Origin of the sequence: Streptomyces sp. NPDC001194, assembly GCF_042896985.1 — a bacterium.
In the GTDB taxonomy this organism is placed as follows: Bacteria; Actinomycetota; Actinomycetes; order Streptomycetales; family Streptomycetaceae; genus Streptomyces.
This window is the reverse complement of record NZ_JBIAXU010000001.1, coordinates 828,595-846,597: the sequence shown is the minus strand read 5'-3', so window position 1 is coordinate 846,597 and position 18,003 is coordinate 828,595. Positions and strand designations below refer to the sequence as shown.

Genomic DNA, 18,003 nt, shown 5'->3' with positions numbered 1-18,003 from the left:
TGGCCGGCGGGAGCGCTCTGATCGGGCCGGGCCGGGCTCAGCAGTCGGGGTGCGTCGGGCGGCCCGCGAAGCGGTCGGCCAGCCAGTTCCCGGCCGCCGGGGAGTGCGTGATCACGCCGCTGACGTGCTCGCCGACCCAGATGGTCCGCCACTCCACGTCCGCCCCCTTCGCGCACCACTCCGAGCGCAGCTGCCGCCCGACCGCGTACGGGATGAGCTCGTCGCCGAGCGCGTGGTACTGGTACACCGGCGCGGCCGGGGCCGTGCGCCCCAGCCGGCTCTGGTTCAACCGGGCCTGCCAGTCGGGCTGTTCGAGCGGATTGCGGGTCGTCAGGTCGGAGATCCGCTTGAAGGAGCCCGCGATGGCGTCGATGGCCACGCACCCCTCCTTCATCCCGGCGACCAGCGCCTTGCCCGCCGGGTTCAGGTACGAGTCGAGCCGCAGCTCCGGGAAGGCCGCGTCCTGTCCGGCCGCCGCCATGAAGACGAGCCCCGCGCCGTACGAGCCGTTGTTGAAGTCGGCCACCTCCAGCAGGTCGGCCGGGACCCCGCCCGTCGCCGTGCCCTTCACCTTCAGCTCGGGGGCGTACGAACCCTGCAGCTCGGCGGCCCAGCCGGCGGCCTGGCCGCCCTGGGAGTAGCCCATGATCCCGACCGGGGTGTCCGCCGGCAGCCCCGCTTCGGGGAGCCGGGTGGCCGCCCGGGCGGCATCGAGCACGGCCCGCCCGGCCGACGGGCCCACCGTGTACGTGTGCACCCCCGGCGTGCCGAGCCCCTCGTAGTCGGTGACGACCACGGCCCAGCCGCGCAGGGTGAGCTGCTGGATGAGGTTGGCCTCCATGGCGGTCCCGTACGGCAGGTTGTTGCTCGGTGCGCAGGAGTCGCCCATGCCGACGGTGCCGACGGCGTACGTGACGAGCGGCCGCGGGCCGGTCCGGCCGTCCTGGGGGACGATCACGGTGCCGGAGACGGTGTTCGGGACGCCGTCGGCGGTGGTGGAACGGTAGTGGATCTTCCAGGCCCTGGTCCCGGTCGGCTGTCCGGGCAGCGGGTGGAAGGCGGACGGCGCGACGGAGACGATGTCCCCGGCCCGGCCTTCGGACGCGGCCGCGGAGGCGGCGACGGGGGACGCGACCGGGGCGGCCAGCGCGGCCACGATCACGGCCACGGCTGCGGGGGTTCGAACACGCATGGGCGGCTCTCCCAACGGAACGTTTCGTGCGGGGAAGTGGGTGAGGAGAAGGTAGTGACCGACCGGTCGGAACGTCGCTGACCGCGCAGCTCACCTTTCCTGACCCGTCCTCGCACCCCGGGCCGGCCGCGAACTCGCCCGTCGAGGTGAACCTGCACCCCCCGCGCCGCGCTGCCGCGCCCTCGGCCGCCCTGCGGGGGAAGATCCTGGAGCGGTGATCCACCTCAGGCGTCACATGGTGCTCCTGCTGTTCCTGCTCCTGTGTGCGTTGCTGTCCGCTCCGGGCACCGCCCGGGCCGCGGATTGCAGTCCGGACCGGCTCAAGGGGGCGAAGGTCACGACGGCGGTGGAGTTCGTTCACCGCGGCAGTACCGTCAGCTCGGTAACCAGCGTCACGGACATCACCGTCCCCGCGGACTGGGAGCAGGCGCCCCATCTCTTTCTGGATGCGCACGCAGCTCTGTACCGTGACGCGCTGCGCTGCCTCTTGGGGAAGGGGGCGAGCGTGGAGGAGACGGCAAGCGGCCAGGACGCCTCCGCGTTCTACGACTATGAATGGCGGTTCAAGCCGCTTTCGGTGAGCCGCAGAAACGGGATCGCCGTTCACTATGAGGCCGTCGCGTGGGTGCAAACCCTCGAGCCGTTTCAGGTGGGCCTTTGGACGCTGACTCCCGACGAGAACGAATGGACGGTCGAACTGAAGCGTCCCCCGGGGCTCCGTGAGGCCACGTGGGACAGTGTGCACGTACGGTTGGGCGGACCAGGCGCGATGTCGGCGTCGCCCCCGCCGGCTGCCGGTGAAGGGCGCAGCGAGCTGAGCTGGATGAAGCCGGGAGACAGTCCCCGAGTCGTGTTCCGGCCGCCGGCGGCGCAACAATGGACCGCCATTGTCCAGTCGCGCGGACAGCGCTGGGCCGTGCTGGGTACGGACAGCGTGTCGGGGGCGTTCGCGTATTTCGCGACGGGGGCCCTGTCCCTCGTCGCGGGAAATCGGCTTCGACGAGGCCTGGGACGGCCTCCACTGCCGGTGGAGCGGAAGGCATTCACCGGGCTGCGGTCTTGGTCACTCCTCCTGATGCTTTTCGGGCTGATCGTCTCCATGGGTGACGATCTTTACTATTTCCTTGGGTCGAGGCTCGCCTGGGGAAATGACTACGGTTCGACGGTCTCCTTCTTCTCGATGCTGTTCATCGGCGTCGCCCTGTGCTTCTTCGGCAAGCTGCGCAGATTCCTGCTCGTTGCCGTGTGTGCGCTCGCCGCCTGCCTGGTCGTCCTCTATGCGGGCGCCGAGCTGTCCCAATCCGCACTGGTTTCCTCGAGCGACGTCCCCGTGTCCCACGTCGGCGCATGGCTGGTGGTGGTGGCATCGGCGGTACCGGTCTTCGTCTGCTGCCTGGGTGTCATCTCCAGTGGGCAACGCCTCCTGCTCCTGGGCGGGAGGGGACTGCCGCAGTGGGTGATGGTCTCCGTCGCGGCGGTGATGTCGGGTTTGACGATGCTCTGGGCGTTCCTTGCCTTCGGCCGCAGCTGGGAGCGCAGGACCTGGCTCACCAACTTCGCGCCGTCCGTCAGTGACAGGTACCGGCTCGGAACGTACGACTGGTGGTGGCAGTGGTTCGCGAGCGACACACTCGTCACAGTCGGGGACATCGTCATGCAACTGGCGCCACTGGCCCTGGTGGGAGTGTTGCGCGTCTGCAGGGCCGAGCAGTACGACAACGAGTCCTTCACGCCCAATGCGGCCGAAAGATCGTTCATGGTGATCTTCTTCGCCGTCATCGTGGTGCCCAACTATGCCTATTATTTCGGATTCTCCGGATACATCACGACGCTGGTCCTGGGGATTCTCGCGGCGTGGTCCTTGCTCGCCCTGGGGCGCACCACGTCGGTCCTGGAGCAACCGGCGGCGGGCAACACTCCTCTGGGAAAGGCCATTTCGCGGACCGATCGAGCGGAGCTGCTGAGAATGGCGCACCGGTACCGGGAACTCCAGTCTCGTCTGCATCGTCCTGGTGCCGGAACGCCGAACGAGAGGTCCGAGTCGCAAGAGGCGGTCGAACAGGAAATCGACCGCTTGGACCAGTGCCTGCCGGACGGTGTCAGACCGATCGACCTGCCCTTCGCCTTCGGTCCGATGGCCACGTGGTGGGGAAATGCCTGCAGGTGCGCGCTCATCGCCTGCTTCATCGGCCTCCCCGCCACGGGGGTGATGTACTGGCTCGACCTGGTGCGCGGCGACTCCTGGAGCGTGACGGCGGAAGACATCGGCGGATTCCTGGGTGTGGTACTCGACTTCCTCTACTGGCAGTTGATCTGGGCGAGCGGAGGGTTCTTCCTGGGGGCGCTGTGGCGCGACCTCCCCGGCCGGAACGGGCCGATGAAGGCCCTCTCCGTTGCCGTCGCCTTCGCCGTACCGGTCGGAGCCCACGAGATCATCGCCCAGATCACCGGGGAGGGCCTGCAGAACACGGTTCCCGCCGTCGCCGCGTTCGCATCGGTGATGACCTTCTCCGGCCTGGTCATGGACGTCCAGACGTTCAAGAGCGAACGGCGATACCGCTCCTCCAACGTCAGCCTGCTGGTGTACATCTACCAAATGCGCATCGCCTCGGTGGCGTTCCTCCTCGCGCAGCTCGTGGCATTGGCCACCATCTGGCAGTCGTTCACCAAAGGCGGGCCGCCTTCGACTCCGCCCGCCCGGTAGCGCCGTTCCCGAACCCGGTGCCGCGTCTCGTCCCCCTTGCGAGGGACAAGACGGGGCAGCCGGGCCAGCGCCCGCTTGCGGGGTGGGGGTGGGTGGGAGGGGTGGCGATGCAGCTGCCGACCGTCTTTCGGAGGACCCGCATGGCTCGCCCCATCGTCACGGCCGGTGTCGTCACCGCCGCGCTGTTCGCCCTCGGGATGCCGGTCGCCGCAGCCGCCGCCGCGCCCGTGACCTGTTTCGGGGTCCCCGCCACCATCACCGGCAGCGGCACCCTCACCGGCACGCCCGGCGACGACGTCATCGTCGGCTCCGCGGGAGCCGACGCCGTCAACGGGCTCGGCGGCAACGACCGCATCTGCGGGCTCGGCGGCGACGACCGGCTCGTCGGCGGCCTCGGCAACGACCGGCTCGACGGCGGCTCCGGCGACGACGCCCTGCGCGGTGACACGGCCGCCGCCGCCGGCAGCGCCACCGGCGGCGGCAACGACGAACTGCGCGGGGGCGACGGCGACGACGACATGGTCGGCGACTCGTTCACCACAGCCGGGAACGACACGATCGACGCCGGGGGCGGCGACGACACCCTCTTCGGCGACAACTCCAACTTCGACGGGGACGCGACCGCCGGCACCGCGGGCGGCCGGGACCGGCTCAGCGGGCAGGCCGGTGACGACTCGATCTTCGCCGGACCCGCCGACGACTTCCTCGACGGCGGAACGGACACCGACTTCTGCGACGGCCAGGGCGGCACCGCCAACGTGGCCGTCCGCTGCGAGACGACCGTCAACATCCCCTAGGTAATGTGCGACGCGATCCTGTACGCCCCCGGCGTCGTGCCCGTCCAGCGGCGGAACGCGCGGTGGAAGGCCGTGTCCTGCGAGAAGCCGAGGCGGGCCGCCAGCTCCGCGATCGGCTCGCCGCTCTCCGCCAGCCCCGCGATCGCCGCGTCCCGCCGTACGTGGTCCTTCAGCTGCTGGAACGACGTGCCCTCCTGCTGGAGCCGGCGCCGCAGCGTCGCCGGGGACACCGCGAGGCGCGCCGCCACCTCCCCCAGCGCCGGCAGCCGTGGCGAGGTCCGCAGCTGCCCCGCCAGGGCCCGGCGGACCTGCTCCGCGACCGTCGTCCCGTACTCCGGCCGCGACAGCAGGTCGAAGGGGGCCCGCCGCAGCATCGCGTCCAGCTCCGCCTCGTCCCGTACGAGCGGTGCGGCCAGCCAGTGCGCATCGAACGCGGCCCCCGTACGCTGCGACCCGAAGCGGACCGGGCAGTCGAAGAGGATCTCGTACTCCGCCTCGTGCGGCGGCGCGGGGTACGCGAACGCCGCGTACGCCAGCGGGATGCGCCGCCCGACCAGCCAGCTGCTCAGCCGGTGCCAGATGGCGAGCACGCACTCGGTCAGGAACCGCTCCTCGTCCCGCGCGAAATCGTTGCGCACCGTGAAACGGGCCTCCGCGCCGACGACCTCCAGCACCAGCTCCGGGCCGCCCGGGAACAGGCCGTAGAAGGTCGCGGCGCGCTCCACCGCCGCCCCGAGGTCCCGGCAGCCCAGCGAGGCGTGACACATCATCGCGAACGTGCCCGGGCGGCTCGGCACCCCCGACAGGCCGAGGAACTCGTCCTGCGTGGTCCGGTAGAGCGCCCGGAAGAGCCGGGCGAACTGCGCCGGGGTGATCCGCGCCCGGTCGTCGCCGAGCAGCAGCGGCGGGATCTGCGCCTCCTGGAGCAGCGGCACGGTGTCGATGCCGCCGCGCGCCGCCCCGGCGAGCAGGGCGCGCACATGGTGCACGGTGATCGTCCGCCTCCCCATGGCTCCGACGGTAGCCCGGATGAGCGCTGCGGTCAGGGGGCATGACGCTTCCGGTCATGTCGCGCGCGGGGGTTGGCGCTCTAGCGTCGGTCCGACGTACGTCGGACGGACCCCAGGGAGGCGAACGCGATGGACGCTGTGCGACCGGAGACGCTGGCGGTGTTCACGGAGTGGACGGGGGAGCGGTACGGCGGCGAGAGCGCACTGCGCCACCGGGCCCCGGACGGCGGCTGGACCACCGTCACGTACGCCGAACTGCGCGAGCGCGTACGGCGGACCGGCCGGGCGCTGATCGGGCTGGGGGTCGGGCCCGGCGAGCGGGTGGCGGTCCTGGCCGAGACCCGGCCGGCGTGGACGTACACCCACTTCGGGATCCTGGCGGCCGGCGCCGTCCTCGTCCCGGTCTATCCGACGGCGGGGGAGGAGGAGCTGGCCTGGGTCCTCGCGGACGCGGAGGCGGTGGCCGTCGTCTGCGACGACGCGGCGCAGGCGGAGCGGGTGGAGGCGCTGCGGGCGAAGCTGCCGGCGCTGCGCGCCGTCGTGGGGATGGACGCGCTGCCGGACCTCGACGCGGCCCCGGAGGCGGAACTCCTGGAGCGGGCCCGGCGGGTGACCCCGGCCGCCGATGCGTCGATCATCTACACCTCGGGGACGACGGGCCTGCCGAAGGGCTGCCGCCTCACGCACGGCAACATGGGCGCCATCCAGGACGCGACGCGCCCGCTGATCCACGGAGGGCCGGGCGACTCCACGTACCTGTACCTGCCGCTGGCGCACGTACTGGCCCAGCTGATCCAGTTCACGACCCTGCTGGAGGGCGGGGAGCTGTGCTACTTCGGCGGCCGGATCGAGGACGTGCTGTCCGAGCTGGCCGAGGCGCGGCCCACGCATCTCCCCTCCGTGCCCCGGCTGTTCGAGAAGGTGCACTCGGTGGTGCTGTCGATGGCCGAAGCCCAGGAGGGCGGCGCGCAGCGCTTCCGGGAGGCGGTGCGGATCGGGGTGCTCGCGGCGGAAGGGCGGCTGCCCGAGTCCGACCGGCCGGCCTGGGAGGAGGCGGAGAAGAACCTGTACTCGCTGGTCAGGGGCGCCTTCGGGGGCCGGCTGAACCAGGCGGTGACCGGCGCGGCGCCGATCGCCCCCGCGACCATGGACTTCCTGCGGGCCTGCGGGATCACCATCTACGAGGGCTACGGCATGACCGAGACCGCCGGGCTGATCAGCATGAACCACGCGGAGGCCACCCGCCACGGCACGGTCGGCAAGCCCATCGCGGGCTGCGAGGTCCGCATCGCGCAGGACGGCGAGATCCTGGTCCGCGGACCGATGGTCTTCCCCGGCTACCACGCGAACCCGGCCGCCACGGCGCAGGTGCTGGACGGGCAGGGCTGGCTGCGCACCGGGGACCTGGGGGAACTTGACGACGAGGGGTTCCTGTCGATCATCGGGCGCAAGAAGGAGCTGATCATCACCTCGGCGGGCAAGAACATCACGCCGACGGAGGTCGAATTCGCCGTCCAGCGCTCCCGGTACGTCTCGCGGGCGGTCCTCATCGGTGACCGCCGGCCCCACCCGGTCGCCCTGATCACCCTGGACGCGGAGGAGATCGCGTCCTGGGCGCGGCGCGAGGGCCTCGACCTGGCCCTGCCGGCCGCGGCCGCCCACCCCGCGGTCCGCGCCCTGGTCGAGGAGGCCGTCTCGGCGGCCAACGCCACGGTCTCCCGCCCGGCCCGCATCCGCGCCTTCCAGGTCCTGCCCGAGGACTTCACGGTCGAGGCGGGCACCCTGACCCCGACCCTGAAGCTGCGCCGCACGGCGGTGGCCCAGCGCTACGCGGCGGAGATCGGCGCACTGTACGGGGACTGAGACCGCGGGCGTTGTCAGTGGGCCGGGCTACGGTGCCGCCATGGCGAACTACGTACTGGTGGCAGGCGCATGGCTCGGCTCGTGGGCATGGGAGGAGGTGGCCGCACCGCTGCGCGCGGCGGGGCACGAGGTCCACCCGCTGACGCTGTCCGGCCTGGCCGAACGCAGCGGCGTACCCGCCGGACAGCAGACGCACGTGCGGGACATCGTGGCCGAGGTGGAGCGCCTCGACCTGCGTGACGTGGTGCTCGTCGGCCACAGCTACTCGGGCATCCCGGTCGGCCAGGCCGCCGAGCGCATCGGCGACCGGCTGACGCGGGCGGTGTTCGTGGACGCCAACGTCCCGGTGGACGGACGGTCGTTCTCGGACGGCTGGCCGGTGGAGGCCGAGATCGCCGCCCACGGCGGCTTCTGGCCGCCGCTGACCGCCGACGACTGCGAGGGGCAGGGCCTCACCGGGGAACAGATCACCCGCTTCGTGACGGGCGCGACCCCCCACCCGGGCGCCACCCTGACGGAACCGGCCGAGCTGAAGGCCCCCCTCTCCGGGCTCCCGGCGACGTACGTCAAATGCCTGCTGGACGGCGAGGACCCGGGCCCGGTCGTCTCCGAGCTCGTGGAGAGCGGGCACTGGACCCTGGTCCGCATGAACACGGGCCACTGGCCGATGTTCTCGCAGCCGGCGGAACTGGCGCTGATCCTGGCGGGAGCGGCGGGAGCGGCGGGAGCGGCGGGAACGGCCGGGTAGGGATCAGTCGCGGGCGTACGAGCCGAGGCCGACGAGGCAGTACACGTACTCGTTGATCGTGATGCCGCCCCGGCTGTAGCGGTACGAGAACGCGTACCGGGTCTTCGGATTGTCGTTGCAGCGGTTCAGGTCGGAGGTCAGCGGGATGCGCTCGATCACCTTGTAGTGCGCGTCGGACGCCGAGCAGGAGACCTCCTTGACCCCGTCGACCCGCTGCGCGGTGGTCGAGTCGGGGAGCTGCCCGTTCAGGCAGGTCCCCCGGTCGAACGGGGTGGGGGCCGGCTCCTCGGAGGGCGGGGCGAGGGCGTCGGTCTCCGTGCCCGCGGGCGGCGGAACGGGGACCGGCGAGCGGGTGGGGGAGCCGTACGAGGGGGTGGGGGAGCCGTACGAGGGGGCGGGCGCCGGGGAGGCCCCGCCGTCGCCGTCGTCGTCCCCGCCGTTCAGCAGGACCACCCCCACCACGAGGGCGACGGAGACGGCCAGCGCCACCAGGCATCCCCGCGCGTTCGACACGGCCGCCGGCGGCGCGGGCGCCCCGGCGACCCGGATCCGTACGAGCACCTCGTCCTGCCCGACCCGGGCCCGTACGAGGTCCCCGTCCCGGGAGGGGGGAATGCGCAGCCGGGCATGGCCGGTCGGCAGCGGCACGCTCAGGATCACCCCGTGGGCGGCCTGCTGCGGGGTGATCGTGACCGGTATTTCCGAAGACTCCACGGCTGCTCCACGGGGTGGGAAGGCGACGCGACGGACCCTTCGTCGAGTGTGCGGCGCTCCGGACGCAGGACGCAGCGGTTCCGCCGCAAGAGCGGCCGGGTACCCGTCCGGGTCCGGGATCAGCCGAACTGGCCCGGCTGGTAGCCGCCGGCCGGCTGCCGGACGAGCACGTTCATCCGGTTGTAGGCGTTGATCAGGGCGATGAGGGAGACCAGGGCCGCCAGCTGGTCCTCGTCGTAGTGCTTGGAGGCTTCGGCCCAGGCCTCGTCCGTGACCCCTCCGGCCGCGTCGGCGATGCGCGTGCCCTGCTCCGCGAGCTCCAGGGCCGCCCGTTCGGCGTCGGTGAACATCGTGGCCTCACGCCAGGCCGCGACCAGATTGAGCCGCACCGCGTCCTCCCCGGCGTGCACGGCGTCCTTGTAGTGCATGTCGGTACAGAAGCCGCAGCCGTTGATCTGGCTGGCCCGCAGCTTCACCAGCTCCTGCGTGGCGTGCGGCAGGGTCGAATCCGCGATGACCTTGTTCGCCGAGTTGATGTACCGCGCGAACTTGGCGGCGAGGGCGTTGCCGAAGAAGTCGAGCCGGGCGTCCATCGTCCTGATCTCCTTGCCGTGTGGACCGTTGCGCAGCACTGACGCAACAGCCCCAACGGACGCGCCGCCCCGCAGACACGGCCGGACCCCGCACGCGTCTCGTCCCGTGCCCGACCCGACCGGACCGGGCACAGGATGTCGGGTCCGGCAGGGTGGGTGCTGCCTAGCGTGGTGGGCGTAAAGAGGAAGGACACCGGACATGCTGGACCGGCTGAACCAGGCCATGGAGCACATCGAGCGCCATCTCGACCAGGCGATCGACGCGGACGAGCTGGCCCGCATCGCGGCCACTTCGGAGTACCACCTGCGCCGGATGTTCTCGGCGCTGGCGGGCATGCCGCTGTCGCAGTACGTACGGCGCCGTCGGCTCACCCTCGCGGGCGCCGAAGTGCTGGCGGGGAACGCGACGTTGCTGGACATCGCGGTGCGCTACGGATACGGCTCGGGCGAGGCGTTCGCGCGGGCGTTCCGTGCCATGCACGGCATCGGACCCGGCGAGGCCCGCCGCACCGGCGCCGAGCTCAGCTCCCAGTCCCGGATGTCCTTCCGCCTCACCGTCGAAGGGAGCAGCAGCATGCGCTACCGCATCGTGGACAAGCCGGCCTTCACCGTCGCCGGGCCCAGGGCCCGGGTGCCCCTGGTGCACGCCGGCCCGAACCAGGCGATCATGGACTTCGTCCGCCGGATCGACCCGCGGACACTGGAGCGCCTGGAGAAGCTCTCGGACCAGGAGCCGCACGGCATCGTCGCCGTCTGCGACGACCTGGACCCCAGCCGGGCCGAGGGCACCGAACTGGACTACTACCACGCCGTGGTCACCTCCACGCCCCCGCAGGACACGACGGCCCTGGCCGTCCCGTCCGGCACCTGGGCGGTCTTCACCACCTCCGGCCCGATGCCGCGGGCCGTCCAGGAGCTGTGGCGCGACGTGTTCACCGAATGGTTCCCGTCGAACGCGTACCGCAGCCGGCCGGGGCCGGAGATCCTCCGCGTCCGCCCGTCGGACGGGGCCGAGGTCGAGGCCGAACTCTGGCTCCCGGTCGAGCCCGAGCACCGCTGACCGCAGTCCCTCACTCCTCCCCGGTCAGCGCCTCGTCCTGCTGCACCAGCACCTGCTCCCAGGCCACCACGTGCCGGTCCCGGGCGGCTTCGTCGGGGAACCCCGCGTGCGTCAGCCGGACGTGGGTGCCGATCGGGTGCGGGAGGAGTTCGACCGTGACCACCGTTTCGGCACCCTCCGTGCCGCCCCGGCCCGTCACCCAGGTCAGCTCCACCAGCCGGTTCGGGACCAGGCGCAGGAAGCGCCCGTAGTGGGGGTGTCTGGTCCGCGGGCCCTCCGGCTCCGGGGCGAACTCGGTCTCGAAGAAGAACGGCGCGTTCACCTCGGCCCGCATCAGGACCGAGCCGGGAGCCGCGAACCAGCGGTCGAACTCCTCGGTCCACCCCGCGTACAGGGGGTGTTCGGTGGCGATCATCGACCGCTCGACGGTCAGCTGATGGGGGCGGTCCGACAGATCGGGGACGCGGACCGGCTCGATGGTGGTCATGGCATCCCACCGTAGGACCGGCCGAGCCGGATCCGTCCGGGGCGCACCGCCCGTCCCCCCTCAGGCCTTCCCGGTGGTGTGCTGGTCGCCATGAAACCACCCTAAGGAGGCAAGGGCGGTCATATCGTAGGTCTTTGGGGCCTTTCCGGTGGGGGTCAACGTCCTTTGTGCGAACGGTCGTGAGGAGCCGGTGAAGCCGAGACGAATGGTGTGTCATATCTGCCGGGGCGCCGGTGAGTCGGGTCCGAATACCTGATAGACAGTGGATATCCACGGCTCGACCCGCCGTCGTATACCTTGTCGGCCGCCTTGGGGGGATCGCCGAACTGTGAAGCCGCTTCACCGTCACCTAGTCAACACCTCGCGCAAGGTCCTGTGCACGGCCGCGCTCGCGGCGAGCCTGACGACCGCCGCGGTGGTGACCAACACGTCCACCGCCGACGCGGGCGAGTCCGAGCCCACTCCGGACAGCCCCCAGGCCACCGACCGCGGCGATGCCCGCCTCGATCTGCCCGACCCGCTCGCCGACCCCGCCGTACCGCCCACCGCGGGGGCGGGCGCCGGCGAGGGGGCCAGCGGGATACCCGCGACCGCCCTCGACGCGTACAAGCGTGCCGAGCTCTCCGTGGCCGCCGCGCTGCCCGGCTGCAAGCTGCCCTGGCAGCTGCTCGCCGGCATCGGCCGGGTGGAGTCCGTCCACGCCTCCGGCTACGGGCTCAAGAACGACGGCTACACGGAGAAGCCGATCCGCGGCCCGCGCCTCGACGGCAACGGCTTCGCCGAGATCAAGGACACCGACAAGGGCGAGTTCGACGGGGACGCCGTCTACGACCGCGCCGTCGGCCCGCTCCAGTTCATCCCGTCCACCTGGGCGACCTGGGGCGCGGACGGCAACGGCGACTCCAAGCGCGACCCGAACAACATCTACGACGCGGCGCTGGGTGCGGGCCTCTACCTGTGCGCGGGCGACCGGAACCTCTCGGACCAGGCGCAGCTCGACCGGGCGATCCTCAGCTACAACAACTCGCGCGAGTACGTGAACACGGTGCTCGGGTACATGCACCAGTACCAGAACGGTGTCGCCGGGGTGCCGAACCCGCCGGCCGGGAGCTTCCCGACGCCGCCCACGACGACGCTTCCCACGCCGAAGCCGACTCCGACCCGGACCCCGGCTCCCACGCCGAAGCCCAAGCCCACCCCGACCCCGACCCCGACTCCCACGCCGTCGAAGCCGCAGGAGCCGCAGAAGCCCACGCCGACGCCGACCCTGGCCAAGCTGGAACTGCTCGGCAGTGCGGAGCTCAAGGCCGAGGCCGGTTCCGCGTTCACGGCGGTCCCGCGGATCAAGGCGGTGCTCAGCGACGGCAAGCCGGCCGCCGCGAAGCCCATCCTGTTCGAGCTCAAGGACGACAGCACGGGCTCCTTCATCGGCGCCGAGGGCAAGACCTTCCTCGTGGTCGAGACGGACTCCGAGGGCATCGCCGCCCTGCCCGGCCTCAAGGCCGGCGCCAAGGCGGGCGGCTTCACCCTGCGGGTGGCGGCCTACAACACCGAGGCGCAGCTGACGGTGAGCTTCACGGGCACGGTCACCGCGAAGCCGGCCCCGGTCGCGGACAAGCTGGCCCGGACCGACGCCGGTGCGGACAAGCCGCTGGAGGTCGAGGCGGGCAAGAGCCTCAAGGGCCTGGAGGTCACGGCAACGGCGCAGGGCAAGGCCGCGGAGGGCACGCAGGTCACGGCCGGACTCGTCGAGAAGAACGAAGGCGGCGCGTGGGTCCCCGTGGACCCGGCCAAGTCCAAGGGCCCCTGGTTCAAGGACAAGGACGGCGCCAAGGTGACGAGCCTGCTCCTGGCCCCGACCGGCGCCGACGGCAAGATCGCGCTGCCCGAGCTGTTCACCACGGACGTCGCCCCGGGCACGTACCACCTGCGCCTGATCACGAAGGACAACGTGGTCCTGGTCCTGGACCTGAAGATCACGGCGGCCCCGGCGCCGGCCGCGTAAGCGGCCCGGTCCCCCCGGCGCACACGGACCGCCCCCGGCCACCGTCTCGACGGTGGCCGGGGGCGGTCCGCTTCCACCCGGCCCTCCACCCCCTCCGGGGAGGCAAAAGGCAGGAGCCCCGCGACCTCCGCTCGCACGGAGGAGGCAGGGCTCCTTGGGTACTGCTTATCCAACCGCGATTAGGTTGGCCCAGGCGACTAGGCCGGGGTGACGTTCTCCGCCTGCGGGCCCTTCGGACCCTGCGTGACGTCGAAGTTCACCATCTGGTTCTCCTCGAGGGAGCGGAAGCCAGAGGCGTTGATCGCGGAGTAGTGGACGAAGACATCCGGGCCGCCGCCGTCCTGGGCGATGAAGCCGAAGCCCTTTTCAGCGTTGAACCACTTCACGGTTCCGGTAGCCATGAGCCCTCCTATGGGCCAAAGGGTCGCCCTGCTCCAGAACCTGCTAAGAAGTCTGAAAACTACAAAAGCCTGCGGGTCACATTCTCCGCAGGCCTCGTACTGCAAGGGAAACCAAACTGCAACTTGCGACGAGCCTAGCACGCACCCTGTGGCGGAGACCAGAGGGAAAGATCACGTCACCCGGACGTTTGAGGCCCGCCCGAAGGCTGACGGAGACCCGGGGGCTAGTCTCGCGATGTGGACGTCTATCGCAGCCGGCCCCGCGTCGGCCACATTCAGTTCCTGAACTGCCTCCCGCTCTACTGGGGACTGGCCAGAACCGGCACGCTGCTGGACCTGGAGCTGACCAAGGACACCCCCGAGAAGCTCAGTGAGCGGCTCGTCCAGGGGGAGCTCGACATGGGTCCGATCACCCTCGTGGAGTTCCTCCGCAACGCCGACCAGCTCGTCGCGTTCCCCGATCTCGCGGTCGGCTGCGACGGCCCGGTCATGTCCTGCGTGATCGTCTCGCAGGTGCCGCTGGAGCAGCTGGACGGTGCGCGGGTCGCCCTCGGTTCGACCTCCCGTACGTCCGTACGCCTCGCCCAGCTGCTGCTTTCCGAGCGGTACGGGGTACGGCCGGACTACTACACCTGCCCGCCCGACCTGGGCCTGATGATGCAGGAGGCGGACGCGGCGGTGCTGATCGGGGACGCCGCGCTGCGCGCCTCGCTGCACGACGCGCCCCGGCTCGGCCTCCACGTCCACGATCTGGGGCTGATGTGGAAGGAGTGGACCGGACTGCCGTTCGTCTTCGCCGTCTGGGCCGCCCGCAAGGACTACCTCGCCCGCGAGCCCGCCGTCGTACGGAAGGTGCACGAGGCCTTCCTCGACTCCCGTGACCTCTCCCTGGAGGAGGTCACCAAGGTCGCCGAGCAGGCGGCGCGCTGGGAGGCCTTCGACGCCGAACTCCTGGAGCGCTACTTCACGACGCTCGACTTCCGCTTCGGGCCCGAACAGTTGGCCGGTGTAAGGGAATTCGCCCGTCGGACGGGACCGAGTACCGGCTATGCCGCGGATGTCGCGGTGGAGCTGCTGAACGGCGACGCCGCGCGCTGTTGATTACTTCGGGTGATCGTTTTACCGGGCGGTAGCGGGGGTTCCGCACAGGGCCCTGCCGGGCGGAAATGCCGTTTCCCGGGAATTCCCCCTCTTTTCGCATTCCCGTCAGAGGCCGGGAATAGGGACGGAGGGGGTGGACCCCCGCCCGGCGGGGGGATGAGGCCCCTAAGGTTCTGTTGGCCGGTCCTCGACCGGCGATCAGAGCTCAGTACTCAGTGCGCAGTGCTCAGGGGACCGACGGGGGAGGGGGACGCGATGCAGCCGCTCGAAGCCGGCGAACCGCGGACCATCGGCGCGTACCGGCTGCTCGGCCGGCTCGGCTCGGGTGGCATGGGACGGGTCTACCTCGGCCGCAGCGCAGGCGGCCGGACCGTCGCCGTCAAGATCGTGCACCCGCACTTCGCCTCCGACGAGGAGTTCCGTGCCCGCTTCCGCCGCGAGGTCGAGGCCGCGCGCCGCGTCGGGGGCGAGTGGACCGCGCCCGTACTGGACGCCGACCCGGAGGCTGCCGTGCCCTGGGTGGCCACCGGGTACGTGGCGGGCCCCTCGCTCGGCGGCGCCGTGGCCGCCCACGGACCCCTTCCCGAGGCCTCCGTACGCGCCGTCGGCGAGGGCCTGGCCCGGGCGTTGACGGCCGTGCACGGGCTCGGCCTCGTCCACCGGGACGTGAAGCCGTCGAACGTGATGCTGACCCTCGACGGCCCCCGGCTCATCGACTTCGGGATCGCCCGGGCCACCGACGGGACGGCCTCGCTGACCTCCACCGGCGTCTCCGTCGGCTCTCCCGGCTACATGTCCCCCGAGCAGATCCTGGGCAAGGGGGTCACCGGGGCGGCCGACGTCTTCTCCCTCGGCGCCGTCCTCGCCTTCGCGGCGACCGGGCAGCCCCCGTTCACCGGGGACAACTCGGCGACCCTCCTCTACAAGGTGGTCCACGAGCCGCCGGACCTCGACGCGGTCCCGGCCGGCCCGCTGCGCGAGCTGATCGCGGCCTGCCTGGCCAAGGCGGCCGCCGACCGGCCCGCCCCGGCCGCGATCGCGGAGGCGTTCGCCGACGCGCTGCGCGCCCGCGGCTGGCTCCCCGCACCGGTCGTGGAGGAGGCCAGCCGCGCGGCGATGGCCCTGCTGGACCTGGAGGCCGCTCCGCCGGGCCCCGCGCAGGGATCCGGGCCGGTGCCCTTCCCCGAATCCCCTTCGGGGCCGGTGCCGTTCACGGCCTCCTCGTACGGGGGCCCCGCGGTCGGTTTCGGAGCGCCGGACCCCTCGTACGGGAGCGGCGCCGCCTCCGGCGCCGGCGGGGCGAGCCCCTCCTACGGGCCCTACGGGCCGCCGCCCACGGATGCGGCGCACCGCCCCACCGAGACCGCCGGGGGCGGGGTGCCGCAGCCGCGGACCTCCCCCGACCAGGCGCGCCAGGTCAGCTTCAGCGCGGCCGGGCGGCGCTTCAGCTGCTCGCTGGTGCTCGCGGCGACGGCCGTCCTGGCCGTGCTGTCCGGCGGCGGCCTGTACGGGCTGGGGCTGCTCCCCGGCACCGGCGACGCCGGCGAGCACGCCTCGGGCGACACCGCCGCCCGGCCCCCGTCGACGACGGCCTCCGGCACCCCGGCCCCGAAGGAGTCGGCCACCCCCTCGGGCACCCCGTCCGGCACGCCCTCGACGACCAAGCCCTCGACGGGGTCCGCCGGCACCCGGGGCGACGTCCCCAAGGAGCTCACCGGCACCTGGAAGGGGACGGTCACCACCGCCCGCGCGGGGGTCCCCAGCGAGTTCGAGATCACCATCAAGGCCGGCAAGGTCGGCGAGGTCGTCGCCCGGGACAAGTCGATCCTCCCGGTCTTCGGCACCGACTGCAGCGGCGACTGGAAGCTGGCCTCCGCCACCGACCGCTCCCTCGTCCTGGACACCGCGGGCGGCCCCAACCCGGCACCCGGCATCTGCTCCAACGGCTCCGCCGACGAGCGCTTCACGCTCAACGCCGACGGGACGCTCCACTACAAGTCGGGCGACGGTCCGGCCGGAAACCCCGAAGGCGACCTGACCCGCATCCCCTGAAATCCGTCGACGGGCCCTGGCGTAGGCTGGATCGGTCCGTACCTCTTGACACCGCCGAAAGGTGACGCACCGGTGACCGACCAGGCCGCTCTCCAGTCTGTCCTCGACCGCGCCGCCGCAGGGGGCCGGATCACCAGGGAAGAGGCGCTCGACCTCTACCGGAACGCCCCGCTGCACGCGCTCGGACAGGCCGCCGACGCGGCGCGCCGCCGCCGTTACGCCGGCACCGAGCACATCGCGACGTACATCATCGAGCGCAACATCAACTACACGAACGTGTGCGTCACGGCGTGCAAGTTCTGCGCCTTCTACGCGGCCCCGAAGGACACCAAGAAGGGCTGGTCCCGCGACCTCGACGACATCCTGCGCCGCTGCGCGGAGACCGTCGAGCTCGGCGGCACGCAGATCATGTTCCAGGGCGGACACCACCCGGACTACGGCGTGGAGTACTACGAGGAGCACTTCTCCGCGATCAAGAAGGCCTTCCCGCAGCTGGTCATCCACTCCCTCGGCGCGTCCGAGGTCGACCACATGGCCCGCATCTCCGGCGTCTCGGCGGAGGAGGCCATCAAGCGGATCCACGCGGCCGGCCTCGACTCCTTCGCGGGCGCCGGCGCCGAACTCCTGCCGGCGCGGCCGCGCAAGGCGATCGCCCCGCTGAAGGAATCCGGCGAGCGCTGGCTGGAGATCATGGAGATCGCCCACGAGCTGGGCGTGGAGTCCACCTCCACCATGCTGATGGGCACCGGCGAGACCAACGCCGAGCGCATCGAGCACATCGCGATGATCCGGGACACGCAGGACCGCACGGGCGGCTTCCGCGCCTTCATCCCGTACACGTACCAGCCCGAGAACAACCACCTCAAGGGCCGGACCCAGGCGACGGTCTTCGAGTACCTGCGCATGATCGCGATCGCGCGGCTCTTCCTCGACAACATCGCCCACATCCAGGGCTCCTGGCTGACCGTGGGCAAGGAGGCGGGCCAGCTCTCGCTGCACTACGGAGCGGACGACCTCGGCTCGATCATGCTGGAGGAGAACGTCGTCTCCTCGGCGGGCGCGAAGCACCGCTCGAACCGCCAGGAGATCATCGACCTGATCCGCAAGGCGGGCCGTGTCCCGGCCCAGCGCGCCACGACGTACGAGCACCTCCTCGTGCACGACGACCCGGCGAACGACCCGGTCGACGACCGCGTGGTCTCGCACATCTCGTCGACGGCGATCGAGGGCGGTACGGCGCACCCCGAGCTGAAGCTCATCTCCACGAACTGACGCG

Annotated in this window: 15 protein-coding genes; 9 read left to right on the top strand and 6 right to left on the bottom strand. The window is 71.6% G+C overall.

Going from position 1 to position 18,003, the window contains the following annotated elements:
- Nucleotides 1-37: 37 nt before the first annotated feature.
- Entirely contained in the window at nt 38-1,192 is a 1,155-nt protein-coding gene (locus ACFY1T_RS04065) for a lipase family protein (protein WP_390786831.1), read from the bottom strand.
- A 235-nt stretch (nt 1,193-1,427) separates the two neighbouring features.
- Between ACFY1T_RS04065 and ACFY1T_RS04060 the strand changes: the two genes are divergently transcribed.
- A complete protein-coding gene (locus ACFY1T_RS04060; RefSeq protein ID WP_390786830.1) occupies nt 1,428-3,896 on the top strand; it encodes a DUF6185 family protein in 2,469 nt (822 codons plus the stop codon).
- A gap of 140 nt (nt 3,897-4,036) precedes the next feature.
- Nucleotides 4,037-4,693 carry a calcium-binding protein gene (locus ACFY1T_RS04055; protein WP_390786829.1) on the top strand — a complete coding sequence of 219 codons (657 nt, stop codon included), beginning with the start codon at nt 4,037-4,039 and terminating at the stop codon, nt 4,691-4,693.
- Here ACFY1T_RS04055 and ACFY1T_RS04050 read toward each other — a convergent pair.
- Nucleotides 4,690-5,703, bottom strand: a complete 1,014-nt coding sequence (locus ACFY1T_RS04050; RefSeq protein WP_390786828.1) for an AraC family transcriptional regulator — start codon at nt 5,701-5,703, stop codon at nt 4,690-4,692. The two genes, ACFY1T_RS04055 and ACFY1T_RS04050, sit on opposite strands and share 4 nt — an antisense overlap.
- A 129-nt stretch (nt 5,704-5,832) precedes the next feature.
- On the opposite strand from ACFY1T_RS04050, the gene ACFY1T_RS04045 reads away from it, so the two are divergent.
- Complete coding sequence (locus ACFY1T_RS04045) at nt 5,833-7,566, top strand: AMP-dependent synthetase/ligase (protein ID WP_390786827.1); 1,734 nt, start codon at nt 5,833-5,835, stop codon at nt 7,564-7,566.
- 40 nt (nt 7,567-7,606) lie between these two features.
- Entirely contained in the window at nt 7,607-8,314 is a 708-nt protein-coding gene (locus ACFY1T_RS04040; RefSeq protein WP_390786826.1) for an alpha/beta fold hydrolase, read from the top strand.
- A 3-nt stretch (nt 8,315-8,317) separates the two neighbouring features.
- Here ACFY1T_RS04040 and ACFY1T_RS04035 read toward each other — a convergent pair whose 3' ends face one another.
- Both ACFY1T_RS04035 and ACFY1T_RS04030 read right to left on the bottom strand, forming a co-directional pair.
- Complete coding sequence (locus tag ACFY1T_RS04035; RefSeq protein ID WP_390786825.1) at nt 8,318-9,028, bottom strand: hypothetical protein; 711 nt, start codon at nt 9,026-9,028, stop codon at nt 8,318-8,320.
- Between the two features lie 119 nt (nt 9,029-9,147).
- Nucleotides 9,148-9,621 (bottom strand): carboxymuconolactone decarboxylase family protein, encoded by a 474-nt coding sequence (locus ACFY1T_RS04030; protein WP_390786824.1) that lies wholly within the window; start codon nt 9,619-9,621, stop codon nt 9,148-9,150.
- A 199-nt stretch (nt 9,622-9,820) separates the two neighbouring features.
- Here ACFY1T_RS04030 and ACFY1T_RS04025 point away from each other — a divergent pair, with 199 nt between their 5' ends.
- Nucleotides 9,821-10,681, top strand: coding sequence for a GyrI-like domain-containing protein (locus ACFY1T_RS04025; protein ID WP_390786823.1), 861 nt, complete (start codon nt 9,821-9,823; stop codon nt 10,679-10,681).
- Nucleotides 10,682-10,691: 10 nt separating this feature from the next.
- Here the strand turns inward: ACFY1T_RS04025 and ACFY1T_RS04020 are convergent, their stop codons facing one another.
- Complete coding sequence (locus tag ACFY1T_RS04020; protein WP_390786822.1) at nt 10,692-11,168, bottom strand: SRPBCC domain-containing protein; 477 nt, start codon at nt 11,166-11,168, stop codon at nt 10,692-10,694.
- Nucleotides 11,169-11,496: 328 nt separating this feature from the next.
- On the opposite strand from ACFY1T_RS04020, the gene ACFY1T_RS04015 reads away from it, so the two are divergent.
- Entirely contained in the window at nt 11,497-13,173 is a 1,677-nt protein-coding gene (locus ACFY1T_RS04015) for a hypothetical protein (RefSeq protein WP_390786821.1), read from the top strand.
- Between the two features lie 197 nt (nt 13,174-13,370).
- Here the strand turns inward: ACFY1T_RS04015 and ACFY1T_RS04010 are convergent, their stop codons facing one another.
- The gene (locus ACFY1T_RS04010) at nt 13,371-13,574 is read right to left on the bottom strand and encodes a cold-shock protein (RefSeq protein ID WP_030162033.1); all 204 of its coding nucleotides are present in this window, start codon (nt 13,572-13,574) and stop codon (nt 13,371-13,373) included.
- 237 nt (nt 13,575-13,811) lie between these two features.
- On the opposite strand from ACFY1T_RS04010, the gene ACFY1T_RS04005 reads away from it, so the two are divergent.
- The 3 genes from ACFY1T_RS04005 (at nt 13,812) to mqnC (ending at nt 17,999) form a co-directional block, all read left to right on the top strand.
- Complete coding sequence (locus tag ACFY1T_RS04005; RefSeq protein WP_030864652.1) at nt 13,812-14,675, top strand: menaquinone biosynthetic enzyme MqnA/MqnD family protein; 864 nt, start codon at nt 13,812-13,814, stop codon at nt 14,673-14,675.
- Nucleotides 14,676-14,930: 255 nt separating this feature from the next.
- Nucleotides 14,931-16,727 (top strand): protein kinase, encoded by a 1,797-nt coding sequence (locus tag ACFY1T_RS04000; RefSeq protein WP_390786820.1) that lies wholly within the window; start codon nt 14,931-14,933, stop codon nt 16,725-16,727.
- 72 nt (nt 16,728-16,799) lie between these two features.
- Nucleotides 16,800-17,999, top strand: a complete 1,200-nt coding sequence (gene mqnC / locus ACFY1T_RS03995) for a cyclic dehypoxanthinyl futalosine synthase (protein WP_390786819.1) — start codon at nt 16,800-16,802, stop codon at nt 17,997-17,999.
- The last annotated feature ends 4 nt before the right edge of the window (nt 18,000-18,003 follow it).